This window comes from Thiemannella venezuelensis (assembly GCF_014203605.1).
GTDB classification, from domain to species: Bacteria; Actinomycetota; Actinomycetes; order Streptosporangiales; family Streptosporangiaceae; genus Planomonospora_A; species Planomonospora_A venezuelensis.
Map to the genome: position 1 here is coordinate 127,662 of NZ_JACHJJ010000023.1, position 19,776 is coordinate 147,437.

The 19,776-nt window shown below is 67.1% G+C and carries 12 protein-coding genes; 7 read left to right on the plus strand and 5 right to left on the minus strand.

What is annotated here, in order from left to right:
• Positions 1–11: 11 nt before the first annotated feature.
• The 3 genes from FHS22_RS28355 to FHS22_RS28365 all read right to left on the minus strand — a co-directional run bounded on the left by FHS22_RS28355 (position 12) and on the right by FHS22_RS28365 (position 3,315).
• Complete coding sequence (locus tag FHS22_RS28355; protein ID WP_068923800.1) at positions 12–563, minus strand: flavin reductase family protein; 552 nt, start codon at positions 561–563, stop codon at positions 12–14.
• Between the two features lie 149 nt (positions 564–712).
• Positions 713–1,930 (minus strand): FAD-dependent monooxygenase, encoded by a 1,218-nt coding sequence (locus FHS22_RS28360; RefSeq protein WP_184946579.1) that lies wholly within the window; start codon positions 1,928–1,930, stop codon positions 713–715.
• Positions 1,931–2,169: 239 nt separating this feature from the next.
• Positions 2,170–3,315 carry an NDMA-dependent alcohol dehydrogenase gene (locus FHS22_RS28365; protein ID WP_184946581.1) on the minus strand — a complete coding sequence of 382 codons (1,146 nt, stop codon included), beginning with the start codon at positions 3,313–3,315 and terminating at the stop codon, positions 2,170–2,172.
• Positions 3,316–4,107: 792 nt separating this feature from the next.
• Between FHS22_RS28365 and exaC the strand changes: the two genes are divergently transcribed.
• The 3 genes from exaC (at position 4,108) to FHS22_RS28380 (ending at position 9,589) form a co-directional block, all read left to right on the plus strand.
• On the plus strand, positions 4,108–5,625 hold the full coding sequence (gene exaC, locus FHS22_RS28370; RefSeq protein ID WP_068923797.1) for an acetaldehyde dehydrogenase ExaC: 1,518 nt from the start codon (positions 4,108–4,110) through the stop codon (positions 5,623–5,625).
• A 375-nt stretch (positions 5,626–6,000) separates the two neighbouring features.
• A complete protein-coding gene (locus FHS22_RS28375) occupies positions 6,001–7,581 on the plus strand; it encodes an acyl-CoA synthetase (protein WP_184946583.1) in 1,581 nt (526 codons plus the stop codon).
• A 280-nt stretch (positions 7,582–7,861) separates the two neighbouring features.
• A complete protein-coding gene (locus tag FHS22_RS28380; protein WP_184946584.1) occupies positions 7,862–9,589 on the plus strand; it encodes an IS1634 family transposase in 1,728 nt (575 codons plus the stop codon).
• A gap of 665 nt (positions 9,590–10,254) precedes the next feature.
• On the opposite strand, the gene FHS22_RS28385 is transcribed toward FHS22_RS28380, so the two are convergent.
• Entirely contained in the window at positions 10,255–11,553 is a 1,299-nt protein-coding gene (locus FHS22_RS28385; protein ID WP_184946586.1) for an aspartate aminotransferase family protein, read from the minus strand.
• A gap of 523 nt (positions 11,554–12,076) precedes the next feature.
• Here FHS22_RS28385 and mftG point away from each other — a divergent pair.
• The 4 genes from mftG to FHS22_RS28405 all read left to right on the plus strand — a co-directional run bounded on the left by mftG (position 12,077) and on the right by FHS22_RS28405 (position 18,320).
• Positions 12,077–13,633, plus strand: coding sequence for a mycofactocin dehydrogenase MftG (gene mftG / locus FHS22_RS28390; protein ID WP_184946588.1), 1,557 nt, complete (start codon positions 12,077–12,079; stop codon positions 13,631–13,633).
• A gap of 243 nt (positions 13,634–13,876) precedes the next feature.
• On the plus strand, positions 13,877–15,385 hold the full coding sequence (locus FHS22_RS28395; protein WP_184946590.1) for an MFS transporter: 1,509 nt from the start codon (positions 13,877–13,879) through the stop codon (positions 15,383–15,385).
• A 604-nt stretch (positions 15,386–15,989) separates the two neighbouring features.
• Positions 15,990–16,784: an alpha/beta fold hydrolase gene (locus FHS22_RS28400; RefSeq protein ID WP_221474211.1), complete on the plus strand. Its 795-nt coding sequence runs from the start codon at positions 15,990–15,992 to the stop codon at positions 16,782–16,784.
• Positions 16,785–16,820: 36 nt separating this feature from the next.
• Positions 16,821–18,320: a flavin-containing monooxygenase gene (locus FHS22_RS28405; RefSeq protein WP_184946594.1), complete on the plus strand. Its 1,500-nt coding sequence runs from the start codon at positions 16,821–16,823 to the stop codon at positions 18,318–18,320.
• A gap of 282 nt (positions 18,321–18,602) precedes the next feature.
• Here the strand turns inward: FHS22_RS28405 and FHS22_RS28410 are convergent, their stop codons facing one another.
• Entirely contained in the window at positions 18,603–19,694 is a 1,092-nt protein-coding gene (locus FHS22_RS28410; protein WP_184946596.1) for an LLM class flavin-dependent oxidoreductase, read from the minus strand.
• Positions 19,695–19,776 lie beyond the last annotated feature (82 nt).

Below are 19,776 nucleotides of genomic sequence, written 5' to 3' on the forward strand. Positions count from 1 at the left end.
TACGGCGTCGGTCACCAGTGCGCGGCTTCGAGGCCGGCGAGACTGTCGGCACTCACGCCCTGCACGTGCCGGAGACCGCGGAAGCCGCTGGCAAAGAAGACCATGGGGTCGTCTGCATGTGATTCAACCTGGAGCCGGAGGATTTCCAGAACGACGATCTCGTGGTCGCCTGCCTGGTGCGACTCACGAATCGCACACTCGAACCATGCGTGAGTGCCGCCGACGACGACGGCCCCGGAGGGCAACCGGGTGACCTCCAGGCCGGCGAATCGATCGGCCTCTTTCGAGGCGAGTCGTTGAGCGTGGGCCTGCTGCGCTCGGCTCAGCACGCTCACGCCCACCACGCCCGCCTCCCGCAGCCGCGGCCAGGTCGTCGACGACAACTGGATACACACGCTGAGCAGGGGCGGATCGAGCGACACCGGCATGAACGCCGAGACGGCCATGCCCACCGGCTCCGTCCCATGCATCGCGCAAACCGCGACCACGCCCGTGGGAAATTTTCCGAACGCGGTCCGAAGAAGACGTCCGTCCAGGGGGACCTCAGCATTGTTGTGCGTCATCGGTCGACTCCTCAGCCGTAATCACCGCAGGTGACATCCGAAAGTGTTCGTTGTCCCAGGGTCACCCGGATCGGCCCGGCGGGCATTGAGTCCGAGTGCCGTCTCGATGTGCGCGAGTGCCAGGCCACGTGAGCATGGCATCGTGCTGGTCAGGCCGCAGCGATGTCGAAATTCTTGTTCGCCATCTCTCCGCCGCCTTCGATGATCCTGCCCATGAGGGAGCCGATCATCGGGGTGTGTATCAGGCGCAGCCAGATGCTGCGGTGAAGGTGTTCCTTGCGGTCATGGGGAGTGAAGAGCGTGCGCAGTTCCAGAGCGCCTTTCTGCTCCTGGATGACGAATGGCCGCATGCGAGCCTCCCATTTCCGCAGGGCTTCGGCCATGTTGCCCGGGTGGCGGTCCAGCATGGTGCCGAGCAGTTCGCCCCCGGCGATGCCGCTGGAAGCTCCCATGCCCGAGTAGAGGGACAGGCACCAGGCGGCGTCGCCGACCAGGACGATCCGGCCGCGATGCCAGCGCGGCATCTTGACCTGATTCACCGAGTCGAACAGGACCTCCGTGGCCCCTTCGAACTTGACCAGCAGGTGCTCCAGCAGAGCACCCGCAGGTTCGGGGCCGAAGGCTGCGCGGACGGACTCGCTCGGCGGCCGGGAGAACTCGCGATCGACATCGTCGGTGCGATAGGAGAAGAGCAGGCCTGGGGGACGATCGTCGAAGGGGAAGGTCCATACCGAGCGTCCGGGCTCGGCCAGCACCAGCCCTTCGTTCGGGGAGAAGCCGTCGACCGGTTCGTCCAGCGTGGTGGCACCGATCATGTAGTTCAGCGGGTGCAGGTACTCCGAGTGGGAGCCGAAGACCAGTTCGCGGACGGTGGAGCGCATCCCGTCCGCACCGACGACCAGATCGAATCGGTCAGCGGTCGTGGTGGCGGTGGCAGTGTTGAGCAGGGTGACATCGACACCCTGGTCGTCCTGGACGAACTGCGTCGGCACAGTGGAATAGCGGATCTCCACATCGTCGGGCAGCGCCGAGAACAGTCCCTGTTCCACATCGCCGCGCAACAGGGTCCGTGGCCGGCCGGGCAGGTCGGCGAACCCGACCCCTGGGCGGCGGCGTCCCGCTCGGTTCACCTCGTACGCGGCGAAATCGCGGTGGGTGCGGTCCCCGATGGCCTCCAGCACACCCAGGCGCCGGGCGGAAGCGGTGCCGGCACCGAACAATGCGATGAAGTAGCCACTGGAGCGACGCGCAGGGGCCCTTTCCAGCAGTACCGGCGACCAGCCGATCTGGTGCAACCGTACGGCGGTGGCGATTCCGGCGATGCCCAGTCCTACGACGAGGGCCCGGCGGCGCGCCTGGTTCGACATGTACAGCCTCCTTCGGTTCACCCCCTGCAGGGCCTGGACCTCGCATGAGGACTCACCGTGTTGCCTTCTGGTTCCTTCGGAGGGCGTGGACGCGCACAAGCCGATGCTCGCCGAAGCGTCCGTCGGTCACCGGAAAAACCGCCCCCACCCCTGAAAAGACCCTGCCGGCCAGCGCCCGGTTCGCCATAGGACGGACGCGTCGGCCGGTTGGACGAGGCAGACAGGCGGCACCGGGACGGTCAGAAGGTGATGAGACCGCGGATGTTCTTGCCGTCTCGCATGTCCTGATAACCCTGGTTGACCTCATCCAGCGTGTAGGTCGTGGTGATCATCTCGTCGAGCTTGAGCCGGCCTTCCTCGTAGAGGCGCAGCAGGCGGGGGATGTCACGACGGGGATTGGCGTTGCCGAAGATGCATCCGACGAGCTCCTTGCGCTGCATCGACAGGTCGAACAGGTTGAGCTTGACGTCCTCCTGGTGGATCGGGCCGATCGCGGTGACGACGCCCCGGCCGCCCTTGGTGATCATGCTCATCATCGGGTGGATGAGGTCGCCGGTCGCGACGCCGGTGCACAGGATCGCCTTGTCGGCCATCGCGCCCCAGGTCAGCTCGCCGACCTTGGCCACAGCCTCCTCCATGGAGGCCGCCGTGTGGGTGGCGCCGAACTCGATGGCCTTGTCCCGCTTCCATTCGACCAGGTCGACGGCCAGCACGTGACGCGCGCCGGCGAGTGCGGCACCCTGCACCGCACCCATGCCGATCCCGCCCAGCCCGATGACGACCACGGTCTCCCCAGCGCGTACATCGGCTGCGTTGACCGCTGAACCCCAACCTGTCGTGACGCCGCACCCGATGAGTGCGGCCTTGTCCAGCGGAATCCAGTCATCGATCTTGACGCAGGAGCTCTCGGCCACAACCGTGTACGGGGCGAACGTCCCCGCACAGGCCATGATGCCGAGGTCGACGCCGTCCGCCGTGTGATGCCGGGCCGTCATGTCGGTGATCTGACGTCCGGCCAGCAGGAACGCGCCGAGGTCGCACAGATGCTGATAGCCGCGCGCACAAGACGGGCAGCGTCCGCATGCCGGGATGAAGGACAGGACGACATGGTCGCCCTCCTTCAGGGTCGTCACCCCGGGGCCCACCTCGACGACCTCCCCCGCGCCCTCGTGGCCTCCGATGATGGGGAACTGCTCGACACCCATCAGCGCTGAGGTTTCCGGGTTGAGCACCATGTCGCCTGTGAGGATGTGCTCGTCAGAGTGGCACAGCCCGGAGGCCGCGAGCTTGACCTTGACCTCGCCGGCCTTCGGGTCGTCCAGCTCGATGTCCTCAACGTGCCAGGGCTTGTTCTGTTCCCACAAGACCGCTGCCCGAGTTTGCATGTTCTCACCTTTGAGGTAGGACCATCGTGGCAGTCGCGTTCGTGCCTCGACACGGCTGTCTCGATGGCGGGTTCGAATTACCGTGGAGCCGCCGTTGCCCGCTTCGGGCATCGCCGGGCGCCGCTTTGCACGTCCGCCGGGTCGCGGCCAGGTCGACGTCGATGGCGGCGAGCCATGCCCCGTCATTGCGATCCAGGCGGCACGCCACCGGGCGGGATGAAGCTCCTGCCAGCGCACATCTCCATCTCTGGAGACGGCCCATGCCCTGCCGTCGTCTTCTTGAAGGAGCATCAGAGCGCTGACGGGCTGCTTCCGGCTCGGCCTGTAGTCGATTCTGCGTGAAAGCAAAGTGACGTCTATTGGCCCACAGCGCCGTCAAATCGCACGCATGCGACAAGTTCCAGACAGCTGTAACCGCCTATCGACCAGATGGCCCGGCATCCCCAGCGGGGCGTCGTCCACCTTCCGTCGCCGTCACCGCGCCGGCGCTGCTGGGGGAGGTCGGGGAATGGCATCCCGGAACTACCGGCTGGCGCGCTACTTCAACGAGCAGACCGTCCTGCTCAGGCAGATTGAGGCCCATCGGCGCCCACCGGTGCCCATCCGCAAGGGGCGAAAGGCGCAGGTCTGGCACCCGCGCATCGCTCCATCGGGAGCGCTCGCCCGCCGCCGCGCGGATCAACGCAGCCCTGAACGACTTACGCGCTTGACGAGAACGTTTCGGCGGCCTGCGCACCGCAAAGTGTTCGCACCGCAAGCCCGCATCCGGGCTTGTGAATGAGGAGGAAGTCCATGGTCTACGCCAAGCCGGGCAGCGGAGGCAGCATCGTCTCCTATGCCAAGAGCTACGACAACTTTATCGGCGGCACTTTCGTGCCCCCGGCGGATGGCCGCTACTTCGAAGACCTGTCCCCGGTGGACGGACAGGTCTTCACCCGGGTGGCCCAATCCGGAGCCGCCGACGTCGAACTCGCATTGGACGCCGCGCACGCCGCCGCCGACAAGTGGGCTGCCACCTCTGTCGCTGAGCGCGCCCTGATCCTGCACCGGATCGCCGACCGGGTGGAGGAGAACCTCGAGAAGCTCGCCGTCGCCGAGACCTGGGAGAACGGCAAGCCGGTCCGCGAGACGCTGGCCGCCGATCTGCCTCTGGTCGTCGATCACTTCCGCTACTTCGCCGGCGTGATCCGCGCCCAGGAGGGCGGTATCAGCCAGCTCGACGAGGACACCGTCGCCTACCACTTCCACGAGCCGCTGGGGGTGGTCGCCCAGATCATCCCGTGGAACTTCCCGCTGCTCATGGCCACCTGGAAGCTCGCTCCCGCGCTGGCCGCGGGCAACTGCGTGATCCTCAAACCCGCCGAGCAGACCCCCGCCAGCATCCTGCTGCTGGTCGAGCTGATCGCCGACCTGCTGCCGCCCGGTGTGCTCAACGTGGTCAACGGGTTCGGCGTCGAGGCGGGCAAGCCGCTGGCGTCCAGCCCGCGGGTCGCCAAGGTCGCCTTCACCGGCGAGACCACCACCGGCCGCCTGATCATGCAGTACGCATCACAGAACATCATCCCGGTGACATTGGAACTGGGGGGCAAGAGCCCGAACATCTTCCTGCCCGATGTCATGGCCGCCGACGACGACTTCCTCGACAAGGCGGTCGAGGGGTTCGTGATGTTCGCCCTCAACCAGGGCGAGGTGTGCACCTGCCCCTCCCGCGCGCTGATCGCCTCATCCATCTACGACGAGTTCATGGAGCGCTGCCTCGCGCGCACCAAGGCCATCGTCAGGGGGAATCCGCTGGATCCGGCCACCATGATCGGCGCGCAGGCATCCCGGGACCAGTACGAGAAGATCCTGTCCTACCTCGACATCGGCCGCGCCGAGGGCGCCCAGGTGCTGACCGGTGGAGGCTCGCGGACCGTGGAGGGCCTGGAGGGCGGGTTCTACATCGAGCCAACGGTCTTCAAGGGCACCAATGACATGCGGATCTTCCAGGAGGAGATCTTCGGTCCCGTCGTGTCGGTCACCACCTTCGACTCCACCGATGAGGCTCTGAAGATCGCCAACGAGACGCTGTACGGCCTGGGCGCCGGAGTCTGGACCCGGGACGGTTCCGCGGCGTACCGGCTGGGCCGTTCGATCAAGGCCGGCCGCGTCTGGACGAACTGCTACCACGCCTACCCGGCCCACGCCGCGTTCGGCGGCTACAAGCAGTCCGGCATCGGGCGCGAGAACCACCGAGCAATGCTCGACCACTACCAGCAGACCAAGAACCTGCTGGTCAGCTACGCTCCGCAGCGGCTCGGCTTTTTCTGACGCGCACCGAGCGGATGGGATGCCTCAGGCTCGGACCTGCGCCGGCATCCCTCTGCTTCGGCCCCTGAACACGAGAGCGGGTTCCTTCGAGCCGGTGGGCACGGCTCGGCGGACCGGCCGACAGCTCAACGGCTCCTCGTGTCCCCTGAAGACGGCTGCGTGTCTGAACGCACCCCACCAGGAGATCTGCCGCCATCCTCGGCCGGGTGATCGATCAGCCGGACGACGGGGGTGGCGGTCCGTTCTTTTCGCCAGGTAGATGCCCGGCCGTTCTGAGCTTGAGGCCGCCAAGCCGAAGAAAAGACTCCTGTTCGACACCTCTGCCCCGGCCCACCCCCTTCCCCGCCCACCCGGAACGAAGATGAGGAGTCCTCCGTGACCGAGCGCACCTATAACCTGGCCGATCTCTTGGAGATTGTCGCGACAGCGGGCCCGGACAGGCCGGCGCTGGTCGCCGGCGATGTGCGGCTGTCCTACGGGGGATTGAGCGCGCGGGCGAGCAGGGTCGGCCACCACCTGGCGCAGGCGGGTATCAGGCCGGGCGATCATGTGGCGATCCTGGCCTACAACCGGGCCGAGTGGCTGGAGTCGATGTTCGGGATACACAAGATCAGGGCGGTGCCGATCCCGGTCAACTACCGCTATGTCGCAGGTGAGCTCCGGCACGTCCTCGCTGATTCCGATTCCGTCGCGATCATCGGGGAACGCTCCCTGCTCGCCCGGGTCGAGGAGGTCCGCAACGAGCTGCCGAAGCTGAGCCACGTCATGGTCATCGAGGATGGCGGCGACGAGACGATCCCCGGCGCAGTGCCCTATGAGGAGGCGCTCGCGGCGGCCTCACCCCATGACGATTTCCCGTCACGCTCCAGTGACGACCGTTACATCATGTACACAGGCGGTACGACGGGTTACCCGAAAGGGGTGGAGTGGCGTTGTGAGGACATCTTCTTCGGCGCGCTCGGGGGCGGCAGCTCCCTGAACACCCCGATATCGCACCCCGCTCAGCTCGCGGAGGCCGCCAACAAGCCCGGCGCCGTCATTTTGAACTGCGCGCCGGTGATGCACGGGGCCGGCCAGTGGATGACGCTCATGGGCCTGTTCGTTGGGGCCAAAGTCGTGCTCTACACCGAGCGTGCGTTCAACCCCGAGGAGGCGCTGGCCCTGCTGTCCGCGGAGGGCGCGAACGTGTTGATGATCGTGGGCGACGCCATGGGCCGCCCGATCGCTGAGCAGCTGGCCAAAGGCCGGTATGACACCGGTTCGCTGTACGCGCTCTCGTCCGGTGGAGCACCGCTGACCCCCGCCGTCCGCGATGCGCTCCGCGGCCATCTCCCTGACGTCCGCTTCGTCGATAACTACGGCGCCTCGGAGACCGGTGTCGGCGGCACCTCCGCCGATGGCAGGAGCAGCGGGACCGCCAAGTTCAGGATGGGGCCTGACTGCACCGTGCTCGATGACGAGCTGCGGGTCGTCGCACCCGGCGAGATCGGCAAGCTGGCCCGCAGCGGGCACATTCCCATTGGCTACTACAACGACCCGGCCAAGACCGCGGCCACCTTTTTCACCGACAGCCAGGGCACCCGCTGGTCGATTCCTGGAGATTTCGCCACTCTTGAGCCTGACGGAACGATCGTGTTGCTCGGCCGTGGCTCCTTGGTAATCAACAGCGGTGGCGAAAAGATCTTCCCCGAGGAAGTGGAGGCGTCCATCAAGGAGCATCCCGATATCTCCGACGCGATCGTCGTCGGCGTGCCCGACGAGAGGTTCGGCCAGAAGGTCGCGGCGGTGGTCTGTGCTCACCCGGGCAAGGAGGTCTCCCTGGAGGAGCTCAACACGTTCCTGGCCGACCGGATCGCCGGCTTCAAGCTGCCTCGCAAGATCAAGGTCGTCACTGAGGTGAAGCGCACGGCCGTCGGCAAGCCCGACTACAAATGGGCCGCGTCGGTCGTCGGCTGAGCCGGTCTCCGACGCCGGGCAAGCTCTTGTGCGCTGAACCGGGCGATTCAGGGATCGCCGCGATCTGCGACTACCAGAACGCTGCCGAGTTCATAGGCGGTCTCATGTCTGTTCGCCCCTTTTCCCGCGTTCCGCGTAATTCGGGGTTCCTAGAGGTCGGTGCAGGCTGAATGTGCTGGTCAGCGGCCCAAGCTGGGGCTGTCGGGCCGGATTCGCCTAGAGACGCGATTTTGGTGATTCGACTGCGGCAACCTGGGCTGGATGTCTATGGTCTAGAGCCGTGTACGTGAAGACGACGAAGCGGGAGAACAAGTCCGGGACAGTCCGGTACCTGCACCTGGCCCACAACGAGTGGGACCCGATCAAGGGCCGGGCCGTCCCGAAGGTCCTGTTCACCTTCGGCCGCGAGGACGAACTGGATCGCGATGCGGTCCGGAGGCTGGTCGCGTCTCTATCACGGCTGCTGGAGCCGGGCGAGGCCCTGGCCGCTGCAGCGGCCCCGGACCTGGAGTTCACGTGCTCGGTACCGTTCGGCGGCACCTACGTTCTCGACCATCTGTGGCGACGACTGAAGATCGACCAGATCGTCGGCCGGGTCGGGCAACCCAAGCGGGGCCGCCGCCGGAACATGACCACCACCGAGCGGGTGCTGTTCGGCCTGGTCGCCAACCGGGCGCTGGCGCCGTCGTCGAAGCTGGCCGCCGCGGACTGGATCACCCATGACGTCCACATCGACGGCCTGCCCGGCACCGATGACGACGCCTGCTACCGGGCGATGGACTGGCTGCACGAGGTCAAGGACGACCTGGAAAAACAGGTGTTCGACGAGGTCGCGACCCTGCTGAACCTCGAAGTCGACCTGCTGTTCTTCGACACCACCAGCACCTACTTCGAACTCGAGCAGCCCGATGAGCCCGTCGCCCGCGACAGCCGCGGCGACCGGCTTGCCGGCGGCCACAACAGCAGCCACGACAGCGAACGGGAGAGCACACCGGCCGGGTTTCGCACCCACGGCAAGTCCAAGGACTCCCGGGACGATCTGCCGCAGATCGTGATCGGCATGGCCGTCACCCGGGACGGGATCCCGGTGCGCTGCTGGTGCTGGCCCGGCAACGCCTCCGACCAGAACGTGATCCGCCAGGTCAAGGACGACATGCGGGACTGGACCCTGTCGAAGATCGTGTGGGTGACCGATCGGGGCTTCTCCTCCACCGAAAACCGCCGCTACCTGCGGCAAGGCGACCACGCCTACATCATCGGGGAGAAACTCCGCTCCGGATCAGCCGAGGTGAAGGCCGCCCTGTCACGGCAGGGCCGCTACACCGAGATCTCCGGCAACATGCGCATCAAGGAAGTACGCATCAGCGACACCGACCGATTCCTCATCTGCCACAACCCCGAAGCCGCCGAACGCGACGCGCACACGCGTGAGCAGCTTCTAGCCCAGCTCACCGACCTGATCGACGGGTCTGATGCGTTGAGTGAGTTCAAGCGCGGCGAGCTGCGCGGGAAGATCACGGCCAAGCCGGGCCTGAACCGGTATCTGAAGGCGACACCGGCCGGCAAGCTCCGTATCGATGCCGCGAAGGTCAAGGCCGAGGCCAACCTGGACGGCAAGTATCTGCTGCGCTGCTCAGACCCGCAGCTGTCGGCCACCGACATCGCCCTGGGCTACAAGCAGTTGCTGGAGGTCGAGCGGGGCTGGCGGGACATGAAACAGATCATCGACCTGCGGCCGGTCTATCACCGGCTCGAAGAGCGCATCCGCGCCCACGTGATCCTCTGCTGGCTCGCGCTGCTGCTCATCCGGATCATCGAGACCACCACCGGCAGCACCTGGCCCATCTGCCGCCGCGAGCTGGAACGGCTCCACCTGGGCACCTTCACCGGCCCCGCCGGACTGTTCCGGCAGGTCACCGCTCTGACCAAGCTCCAGCAGGACCTGCTGGCCAAGCTCGCCATCCCCGCCCCCAAGCAGGTCATCGACCTCAAGCCCGCAGACCGCTGACCAGTGTGAACACCACCGCCTAGAGAAACGCCCTCCAGGCGGCCACACCCATGTCAGCCCAGCTCAACCCCCGAATTCGCGCCTCCAGACCGCTGAATTACGCGGAACGCGGGCCATCCCGGGGCGAGGCGACGGCCCGCCCGAGTCGAGGTGACCTCCTGCGACCGACTGTCGAGCTGCCGGCGGGATCACCGCCTCCACAACATGCCGACCGGCCGGTCTGTGGTGCGCCCGCATGGCCGCACACCGTCGGTGCCCTTCTCCATGACCGTCATCCATGCTCGGAAGAGCCCGTCAACGGCCACGCCATCCGGGAGCGCAGTAAGATCCCGTCCGATCGAGGTGGTCGGACGGGATCTCGTCAACGTGCTTCAGGCCGTCTCGAGAACGGCCCCGGTGATGCGCGGCGGACTTTTCAGGTCCCGAAATGCGACGGCAGAGCCTGTCACGCACACCCGCTCTATCAACAGGTAGATGATGGCCTCGAACACCGCTTCATCAGGCGCATTCTGCGTCCCGCCCTCCCCGCCGGCGCAGCTGCGCCGACGACAGCAACGGCTGGGTGATCTCCCCGGATCCACCCGGAAGCGATTCACCGCCACACGCTTTTACCCGTGCCTGACTGACGCCCGGCTCACCCATAGGACATCCTCTAAGGCGCCGGATCAGGAGGTGACGCGCGGGGGCGGCAGCATGGCGAAGACCTCGGCGAAGGCGGCGACGGTCTCGGCGACCTCGGCCGGGCCGTGTTCGGTGGACAGGAAGAGCCTTCCATGGGGAAGCAGATAGATGCCGCGGGCCAGCATCTCCGGAACGAGGAGGTCGTCCCACCAGTGCCAGTCGGCGGTGATGAAGTCGTCCGGGCCGGTGATCTCCGGCAGGCCGGGCGCGACGAGCGCGGTCGCGCCGATGCCGTGGACGGCGATGGTATGCCCGGTCTTGGCCGCGGCAGCCCGGATGCCTTCCACGAGGGTCCGGCTGGTGTTCTCGATCTGCGGGTACACCCCGTCCGTGCTGAGCACGTCCATCGTGGCGTCGACCGCCGCCATGGCCAGCGGGTTGCCGTTGAAGGTGCCCGAGTGCACGGTGTCCCGGGTGACGAGGTCGATGATGTCGGCGCGTCCCGCCACCGCGGAGGCCCCCAACCCGCCGCCGATGGCCTTGCCGAAGGTCGCCAGGTCGGGGGTGACCCCGAATCGTCCGGTCGCGCCGGCGAGGCCGAGCCGAAGCCCGGAGACGACCTCGTCAAAGATCAGTAGGGCTCCGTGCTCGTCGCACAGGCGGCGCAGGCCCTCGAGGAAGCCCGGAGCGGGAACCACGCTTCCGGTGTTGGACGAGGTCGGGTCCACCAGGACCGCGGCGACCCGGCCGGGTTCGGCGGCGAAGAGCGCCGCACAGGCGTCGAGGTCATTGTAGAGGCCGACTCGCAGGTCGGCCAGCGAGGACGCGGGCTGCCCCGCAGAATGCGGGATGGCGCTTCCCCCGCCACCGTAGACGACGACGCTGGCGAAGACGGTGTCATGCCAGCCGTGGTACCCGCCGCCGAGCTTGATGACGACATCGCGGCCGGTGTGGGAACGCACCAGGCGCAGTGCGATCTGCACGGCCTCGGTGCCGGTATTGGACCACAGCAGCCGCTCGGCCCATCCCAGCGCGGCGAGGAACTTCTCGGCCGCGACGATCTCGGTGAGGTTCCCGCCGCCGAACAGGGTTCCCCGATCGAGCTGCGCTTTGACCGCCGCGCCGACCTGCGGGTGCGCATGTCCCAGCAGGAGCGGCCCCCAGCCCAGGACGTAGTCGATATAGCTGTTGTCCTCGATGTCGACGATGCGCGGTCCGTTACCCGAAGCGAAGTAGATCTGGTGGGGCTTGACCGAGCTGCGCACGCTCGACGTCACGCCTCCACCGATGCTTCGCTGCGCCCGGTCCAGCGCCGTCTTCGACGCGCTCCACTGCGACACCATGCCACTTCCTCCTGCGCGAGACCAGAGTTCTCGGACCGCGTCCGCGATCCGATCGTGCGGAACGCCGCGTCCTGATCCGACTCTGGCATCGGCGGCCGCGGGATCATTGACGACGAGTGCCAGCTTGTAGAAGCAAGGCGTCCGTCGCTACGGACGGGGTTTCGGCTGGACGGCAGGGCAAGGAAGTCCATGGTCGACCAGTCGGCCGGATCGGAAGGTCGCGTCACCTGAGGTGCGGCCGTCACGCAGGACAGAGCATGCAGGGCGGCAGCCCCGTCCAACGCCTTGGCGCGTTCGCTCAATGAGTTGTGGACGCTGCGACCGATAGTCGGAACACCGTCCATGGCGTGCGGAGCTTGTACCGCCAAGTGGGGCGACAGCGGTATCCCGGATGGAACGGCGGTCGGTTCCTTCACCCCGGTCTCCCCGGAACCGCCTTTCGTCTATCCGGTCCTCACACCGCTCCCGCGACTCCTGCCGGAATGTGAAAGGCATCAAGCGCGAGAGAAATGGGGTGGGGTCAATGGGCCTCCGTTCGGTCCCGGCGGTCGACGGCCACCCCGACGTGCTGATCGTCGGGGCCGGGGGAGCGGGTGCGGTGCTCGGGGCGAGGCTCAGCGCCGATCGGAGCCGGTCGGTGCTGGTCCTCGAAGCAGGGCCGGTCCCGGTCGGCGGATTCTCCGCCGACCTTCTCGACGCGCGGCTGGTGCCAGGCGCACGGCCCCGTCTGACCACCACGAACGCTTATCCGGCAGAGCTCGCGCCGGGGCGGCCCTATGTGGCGGTTCGCGGGAAGGTGCTCGGCGGCTCGACGACGGTCAACGGCGGCTACTTCATCCGGGCACGGGAGTCCGACTTCGCCCGCTGGGCGGCGGCGTCCGGAGATGCCCGCTGGTCCTACGAGGCGGCGCTTCCTTTGCTGCGGCGGCTGGAGAACGATCTCGACATGGGGGAGTCGGACCTGCACGGCGGGACCGGGCCGATCAAGGTCCGGCGGACTTCGCTCACCCACCCCGCTGCGCACGCCTTCGCGGAGGCCGCACGGGAACTGGGCCATACCGCAGAAGCCGACAAGAACGCCCAAGGTCCCCCGGGTTTCGGGCCGGTTCCCACCAATGTGGCCTGCGGCGTGCGGATCAACACCGGGGCCGCCTACCTGTTGGGCGTCATCTCCCGGCCGAACCTCGCCGTACACGGCGACTGCACCGTGCGTTCCATCGTGCTGCGACGGGGACCAGGTGGCCTGCGCGCGACGGGTGTCCTGGCGGTCCGGGACGGTCATGCCGAGGTGATCGAGGCAGGCCGGGTCATTGTGTGCGCCGGGGCGTTCGGCTCGGCGCACCTGCTGCAGGTGTCGGGGATCGGCCCGGCCGAGGTGCTGACCGCCGCCGGAATCCAGGTCGTCCACGACCTTCCGGCCATCGGCGCCGCGTTCAGCGACCATCCACAGGTCGTCGTCGAGTGGGTGCCCAACCGTACGCTGCCGGAGCCCGAGGACAGCTGGCTGGGCGGGGCGCTCCACCTGGGCTCGGGGGGAGGCGAGCCTGGCGACCTGGAGATCCTCCAGTCGCTCGTGCCTATGGCGGGACTCGTCAGGGGCCAGACCACGGCGCCGGGGGCGCCGCATGCGTTCCTCGTCTCGGTGCAGACTCCCCGGCCGCTCGGCCGGTTGCGCGCGCTCTCGCCCGACCTGGACACTCCACCCCGCATCTGCTACGGCTATCTGGCCGAACCGGAAGATCGCCGACGGCTGCGCCAAGCGGTCAGGGCGACAGCGGCGATCTTGGGATCGGCCGCGTTCGCCGAACTGACCGCCGAGCGGGCCGAGGTCGTCGATCTGGACGACACGGGGCTCGACGAGTGGATCGCCACCCGGCTCGGCACGTCGCAGCACACCTGCGGGACCGTCCCGATGGGCCGCTCCGGTGACCCGGCGGCGGCCGTGGACGGGAGCGGCGCGGTCCATGGAGTGGCCAACCTGACCATCGCGGACACGTCGATCCTGCCGGCCGCCCCCCTACGCGGCCCGGCGAACTCGGCTGTGCTGGTCGGAGAGGTGATCGCGGAGGCGCTGGCCTGAGTACCCGCAAAAGAGCGGCCGTCCGGAGCAACCTGTCCATGCGGATCAGGCCAGGGACTGGGAGCGGCTTCATCGAAGTCCCGAAAGGCCGACGTGCAGGCAGACCGGTGCGCAGCGGCGCACTGCGCCGACACCGTGGCACGCAGACGCAATGCGTAGATCGGCACAACGGCCAGACTTTCGGCGTATGCCGGGCGGTGCCGAGGTTCGCACACGCCGACCGGTTGCGGAGGGGGACCGAAAGTGCTTGACGACAGCGGCGCCACACAAGCAGATGCCAAGGAGCCCGTCCTGGGCGATGCCGCGCCCAAAGGCGGCAGGCAGCGCCGGGAGCGCTACCGGGAGGGCACCGAGGAGGGATCTCCTCGGCTGGTATTGCTGACGATGGCGAGCGCCGGATTCCTCTTGTCGATGATCCAGAGCACTGTGGTGCCGGCTTTGCCGTTGATGGCCAGCCAGTTGAATACCTCGCTCACCACAGTGGCATGGGCGACCACCGTCGTTCTGCTGAGTGCTTCCGCCATGACGCCTTTGATGGGAAGGCTGGGAGACGTCCACGGCCACAAAGTGGCATTCATCGGCGTGCTGACCGTGGCTCTGGCAGGCAGCCTTCTCGGGGCTCTCACCCACAGCGTGGGACTGCTGATCCTGGCGCGAGCGCTCCAAGGCGTGAGCCTGGGTCTCTTCCCGCTCGCCATGAGCGTCCTCCACCGGGAGATGCCGTCACACCGGCTGGCCGGCTCCATGGCCATCACCGCGTCCGCAATGAGCGTCGGCGGATGTCTCGCCCTCGTCGCGGGAGGGCTGCTGACACTGAACGGCGCGGACTATCGCCGCATCTTCTGGCTCAGCGTGGTGCTGTGCTGCCTCGTCCTGCTGCTCGCGACGCGGCTTCCACGACGGCGCGGGCCGGGCGGACGGGTGGACTATGCAGGCGCCGCGCTGCTGGCCTCGGGCCTCCTGGCGCTGCTGCTGCCGATCTCCCAAGGTGAACGCTGGGGGTGGGCCTCGGCTCCCGTGCTCGGGCTCTTCGGCATCGCGGCGTTCGCACTCTGTGCCTTCGTCTGGTCTCAGGCTCGATCGTCGCAACCACTGGTCGCCGTCGGCATGCTCAAGAACGGCCCCGTGCTGGCGGCGAACATCGCCGGCTTCTGTGTCGGTCTCGCCATGCTGGTGCTCTACATGGGAGCCACCTACTTCGTTCAGGCGCCGACCGGTTCTGGATACGGCTTCGCCGCAGACGGTCTCCGCACGGCGTTCGTCTACATGTTGCCGGGTGCTATCGCCGCCATTCTGGCCGGTCCCATCCTCGGATCGTTGGTTCAGCGATTCGGCCCCAAGATCATTCTGGTGTTGGGCAGCCTCGTCGGTCTCGGGGCGATGCTCATGTTCACGCTCCGGCATGCCACGACCGCCGAGGTCGTGATCGCCATCATGGTCGGTGACCTCGCCATCGCCGCTGCCTATGCCTCGATGCCGGTGTTGTTGGTCGCGCACGTGCGGCCGGAAGAGACCGGGGTCGCTAACTCGATCAACTCGATCACGCGCACCATCGGCGGGGCCGTCGGCGCAGCAGTGGTGGGGGCTCTGCTGGTGAGCGACGTCAAGATGGTCGTCACCGGGACAGGACCGATCGAATTGCCGACCGAGGACGTCTACAACAAGATCTTCCTGCTCGGGGCCGTCTTCTTCGTCGGGGCCGCCGTGGCGGCCGCACTCGTCAAGACGCCACGTCTCCGGGACGGCAGATAAATCATTGGCCGCATTCCGATCGACCTCAGTGAGATCCGTTGGCCTCCTACCCGATGCCACATCGGCACGGGGCGGAAAAGCGGGCACGATCTGCGCCCGACCGCACCGCCAAGGAGAAGCACCATGAAAAGCAGACCGCCATGATCGCGACCGAAACGCGAAGCGGCAGGCCTCGTCCGGCCGGATGACAGAGCCGTCCTATGCCCTGGCGCGCCTGCTCAATGAGCAGCGCCGGCACTGGCCGATAGTCGGAGCAGTCATAAACCCGCTCGCGGATCAGCAGGTCCGGGGGTGGATGACGAGGCGGAGGGTGGTTTCACCTCTTCGCCGCCGGCGTGGCAGTGGAAGAGCTGCTTTCCCAGCGGGTTTCCCTGCTCGGCGATCCCGCTTGACCGCCGCTCGTCTTCCACGGCAGCCGATTCCGTGCGCTGACCGTCACCGGTTGAGGCCCACCCCGTCCGCGTGGCCATGAGGACCGGCGGACCGCAACAGCACATGATCATGAACCTCGGCAAGGAGAGCTATGTCAACGGCTAGCACGGTTCCGGCAACTGCCGGAGACGTCAAAGAGAACCACGGCTCACTTCACATCGGTGACCTTGAGGTGAACTTCTTCGATTCGCTCGACGAGCACAGCGGTCTTCCGCCCATCGTGCTGGTCCACGGAACCGGAGGTAGCACCCGCAGCCACTTCGGCTTCCTGTTCCCCATGCTGGCGGCCAAGCAGAGAGTAGTGGCAGTGGACCTGGCCACTCCGCAGGGCCCGCCGGACGAAGGGCAGATCCGGATGGCGGAGCAGGTCCAGGCAGTGATCGAGAAGGTCCTTCCCGACCGGCCCGTGACCCTCGCCGGCTACTCGCTCGGCGCGGTGGTCGCCGCCACCGCCGCCGGCACCCGACCGGACCTGGTGGGGGGACTGATCCTGATGGCCGGCTGGCTGAAGACTGACGCGCAGCAGAAGCTGCGCAACGACATCTGGCGGGCACTGCGGCAGTCGGACGTCGAAGCGCTCCGGCGCTACCAGGCCTTCTGCGCCTTCAGTGCGCCTCTCCTGGCGATGTTGAGCGACGGTGAGATCGAAGCGCTCGTGTCGAGCTTCCGGACCGACGACGTCATGGCAGCCCAGATGGAGATCAACCGACACGTGGACCTCACCGATGTCGCACCGAAGATCGCCTGCCCGACCCTCATCGTCGCCGGCACGGACGACTTGATGACGCCGTTCAGGCAGTCCAAGCGGCTCTTCGGCGCCATCGCGGACGCCCGATACACCGAAGTCACCTCCGGCCACGCGATGGTCGTCGAGCGGCCCGCCGAACTGGTGCACCTGATCGCAGCGTTCAACGCCAACCCGAACCAGTACCCCGCGGGCGCGATTCTGCCGACCCGCCGACCCTGACCCGCACCCCCGTACCTCCATCCGAAGGAGCTTGATGTGCCTACCTCCACCCCAGACGCGTTGCGCGACGTTTCAGTGATCATCGTCGGCGCCGGATTCTCCGGCCTCGGCCTCGGCATCCAGCTCCGCCGGCGCGGCGAGACCTCGTTCGTCATCCTGGAACGAGCCGATGATGTCGGCGGATCGTGGCGGGACAACACCTACCCAGGTGTCGCGTGTGACGTTCCCTCGCCGCTCTACTCCTACTCCTTCCGGACGAACCCTGACTGGTCGCGGATGTTCTCACCCGGTCAGGAGATCTGGGATTACCTGCGGGCGGCGGCCCGAGAAGAAGGTCTGGGACCACACCTGCGCTTCGGCGCCGAGATGCTCGAGGCCCGCTGGAATGAGAACGACCACCGCTGGACGGTCCGGACGCCGCAAGGCGAGTTCTACGGTGACGTCCTGGTCGCCGCGACCGGACACCTGACGGACATCAAATTGCCCGAGGTGCCAGGCCTGGAGACCTTCACCGGCGAGCTGTTCCACTCCGCCCGATGGAACCACGATTTCCCGCTGGCTGGAAAGCGCATCGGCGTGGTGGGAACCGGAGCCTCGGCGATCCAGATCGTTCCACAGCTCGCAGAGATCGCCGATCAGCTCGTCGTGTTCCAGCGTTCGGCGCCCTACATCCAGCCCCGCCGGGACCGTGTCTTCTCCGAAGCGGAGAAGAATCTCTTCCGCCGTGATCAGCGCACGGTCGAGGAGATGCGGGAGATGTTGTTCTGGTACAACGACTCCCGCTTCGCCGCCCGCCGTCTCATCGACGACTACCTCGCAGAGGCCAGCTGGCAGGCGTTGAGCCACCTCGATAAGCAGGTATCCGACCCTGAGCTGCGCGCGAAGCTCACCCCCGACTACACGATCGGTTGCAAGCGGATCCTGCTGTCCGACGACTACTACCCGGCCATCCAGCGGCCCAACGTGCACCTCGAAGCGGCGGCCCTGGAACGGGTGGAAGGTTCGACGGCGTTCAGCGCCGTGGGAGAGGCGTTCGAGCTCGATGTCCTGGTCGTCGCGACCGGCTTCGAGACCTACGACCTCCCGTCGTCGTACCGGATCTTCGGGCGTGGGGGGAACGCTCTCGCCGACCACTGGTCGAACGGGATGCAGGCCTACAAGTCGATCGCCACGGCAGGATTCCCCAATCTCTTCCTGCTCAACGGGCCAGGGACGAGCCTGGGCCACAACTCGGTCATCTACATGATCGAAGCCCAGATCGACCACCTTCTCGCGGCGCTGGACTGGCGCTCGGCACACGATGGGCGGGTCCTGGAAGTCTCTTCTGACATTGAGAACGCCTTCGCGAAGCGTCTGGACGAGGGGGCCGCCGAAACAGTGATCATTCGGGGCGGATGCAGCAGCTGGTACCTCGACCCCCGCAACGGGCGAGCGACGCTGTCCTGGCCGGACTTCGCCCACCGTTTCCGAGACGAGTGCGCCCCCTTCGATCCGGCCGCCTACGACCACGGCGAGCAGAGCGCGGCGCGAGCCTGACGGGACACAGTCCCCGCGGGCTCTGGGCCCCTCCAGGCCGCGGCTCTCCCGGGACCTGCGCTACGAAGCCGTTGGCAGGCCCTGCCAACGGCTTCCTCACATGCGCGTGCGATGCGATCGCCGTCGCACAGGAGTCGAAAGACGGTGCTCTATCAGGCTGCGGGAACTCTGCTGTGCCGGAGCGCCCGAACCGGCCCCTGCTCCGCACCACCAGGTGGCTCACAGCCACGCAAAAGGCGATGGCAGCGATACACCGCTGCCATCGCCTTTTGTCGTCGCAGATCAGTGCCCAGAAGTCAGCTTTCCGACCCGCTCGGTCAGCCGCGGCGCCACCTCGGTGCCCAGCAGCTCGAGGTGCCGGCGGAAGGCCTCCGGCTCCTCGTGGCAGTCGTAGTTGTAGACCAGGAGAGATCCGAAGCCACCGCACTGCTCGTACTCGGCCGCCAGCCGGTCGACGACCGTGTCCACGGAACCGACGATCCACTGGAAGTAGGCGAGCGCCTCGATGTTGAGGTCCTCGGGGCTCACCCCCTCGGGGAGCATCTTCGCGATGTTGTCCATGTTGTAGGGAAGGACCCACTCCTCCTGAGTCCGCCGCAGCGGCGTGGAACAGGCCAGCGCGAAGGCCTCCTCGTCGGTGTCGGCGACGATCACATCACGCACCACCCGCCAGTCCCGGCGGTCCGGGGTGCGGCCGGTGCTCGCGGCGCCTTCCGCGTAGACCTCCCAGTGTCCTGCGAGGAACTCGTCGGTCATCGCGATGGTGAGCGGGATGTCCCCTCGGGCCCCCGCCCTGAACAGGGTGGAGGAGCGCGGTGAGAACGCGGCCATGGCCACGCGGGGGCCGTTCTCCTGGTAGGGCCGCCAGTGGTTGCCGAGCAGAAGGGGGTTGTCGTTGGGCGGCACGTCGACACCGAAGTGCTTACCCTGGATCTTGAGGCTCTCGCCCTTGTTGGCCCAGATGCGTCGGATGAGGTCCTGGGCCTCCTCCAGCATTTCGTGGTTCTGCTCGGGCATCGAGGTGCCGAACAGCTGGGCGTCGGTCGGGTAGGCGCCGGCGCCGAAGCCGACCATGAGGCGGCCCTTGGTTATGTGGTCGAGCGCCATCAGGCGGTAGGCCAGGGCTACCGGATTGTGGTACGGCAGCAGGTTGGCCGCCGTACCGAGTTTGATCCGGGACGTCTCACGGGAAAGTGCCGCGATGTGGAGCTCGGGCGAGTTCCAGCGCTCGTAGCCCTCCGTGAAGTGCTCCGAGAACCAGGCTTCCGCAAGGCCGTACTCCTCAGCCCAGCGGGCCGTCTGGAGGTCCCACTCGAACCCCACGGAAGGAGGCGTCGAGGGCAACTGATGGGCGTAGAACAGACCGATGTCCATGGAGCCTCCGGGTTACCGTCGGAATCGTTGGATTGAAGAGAAGCAGCCGGTTGACGCTCTGGACGGGCCGGAAAGAAGCGCG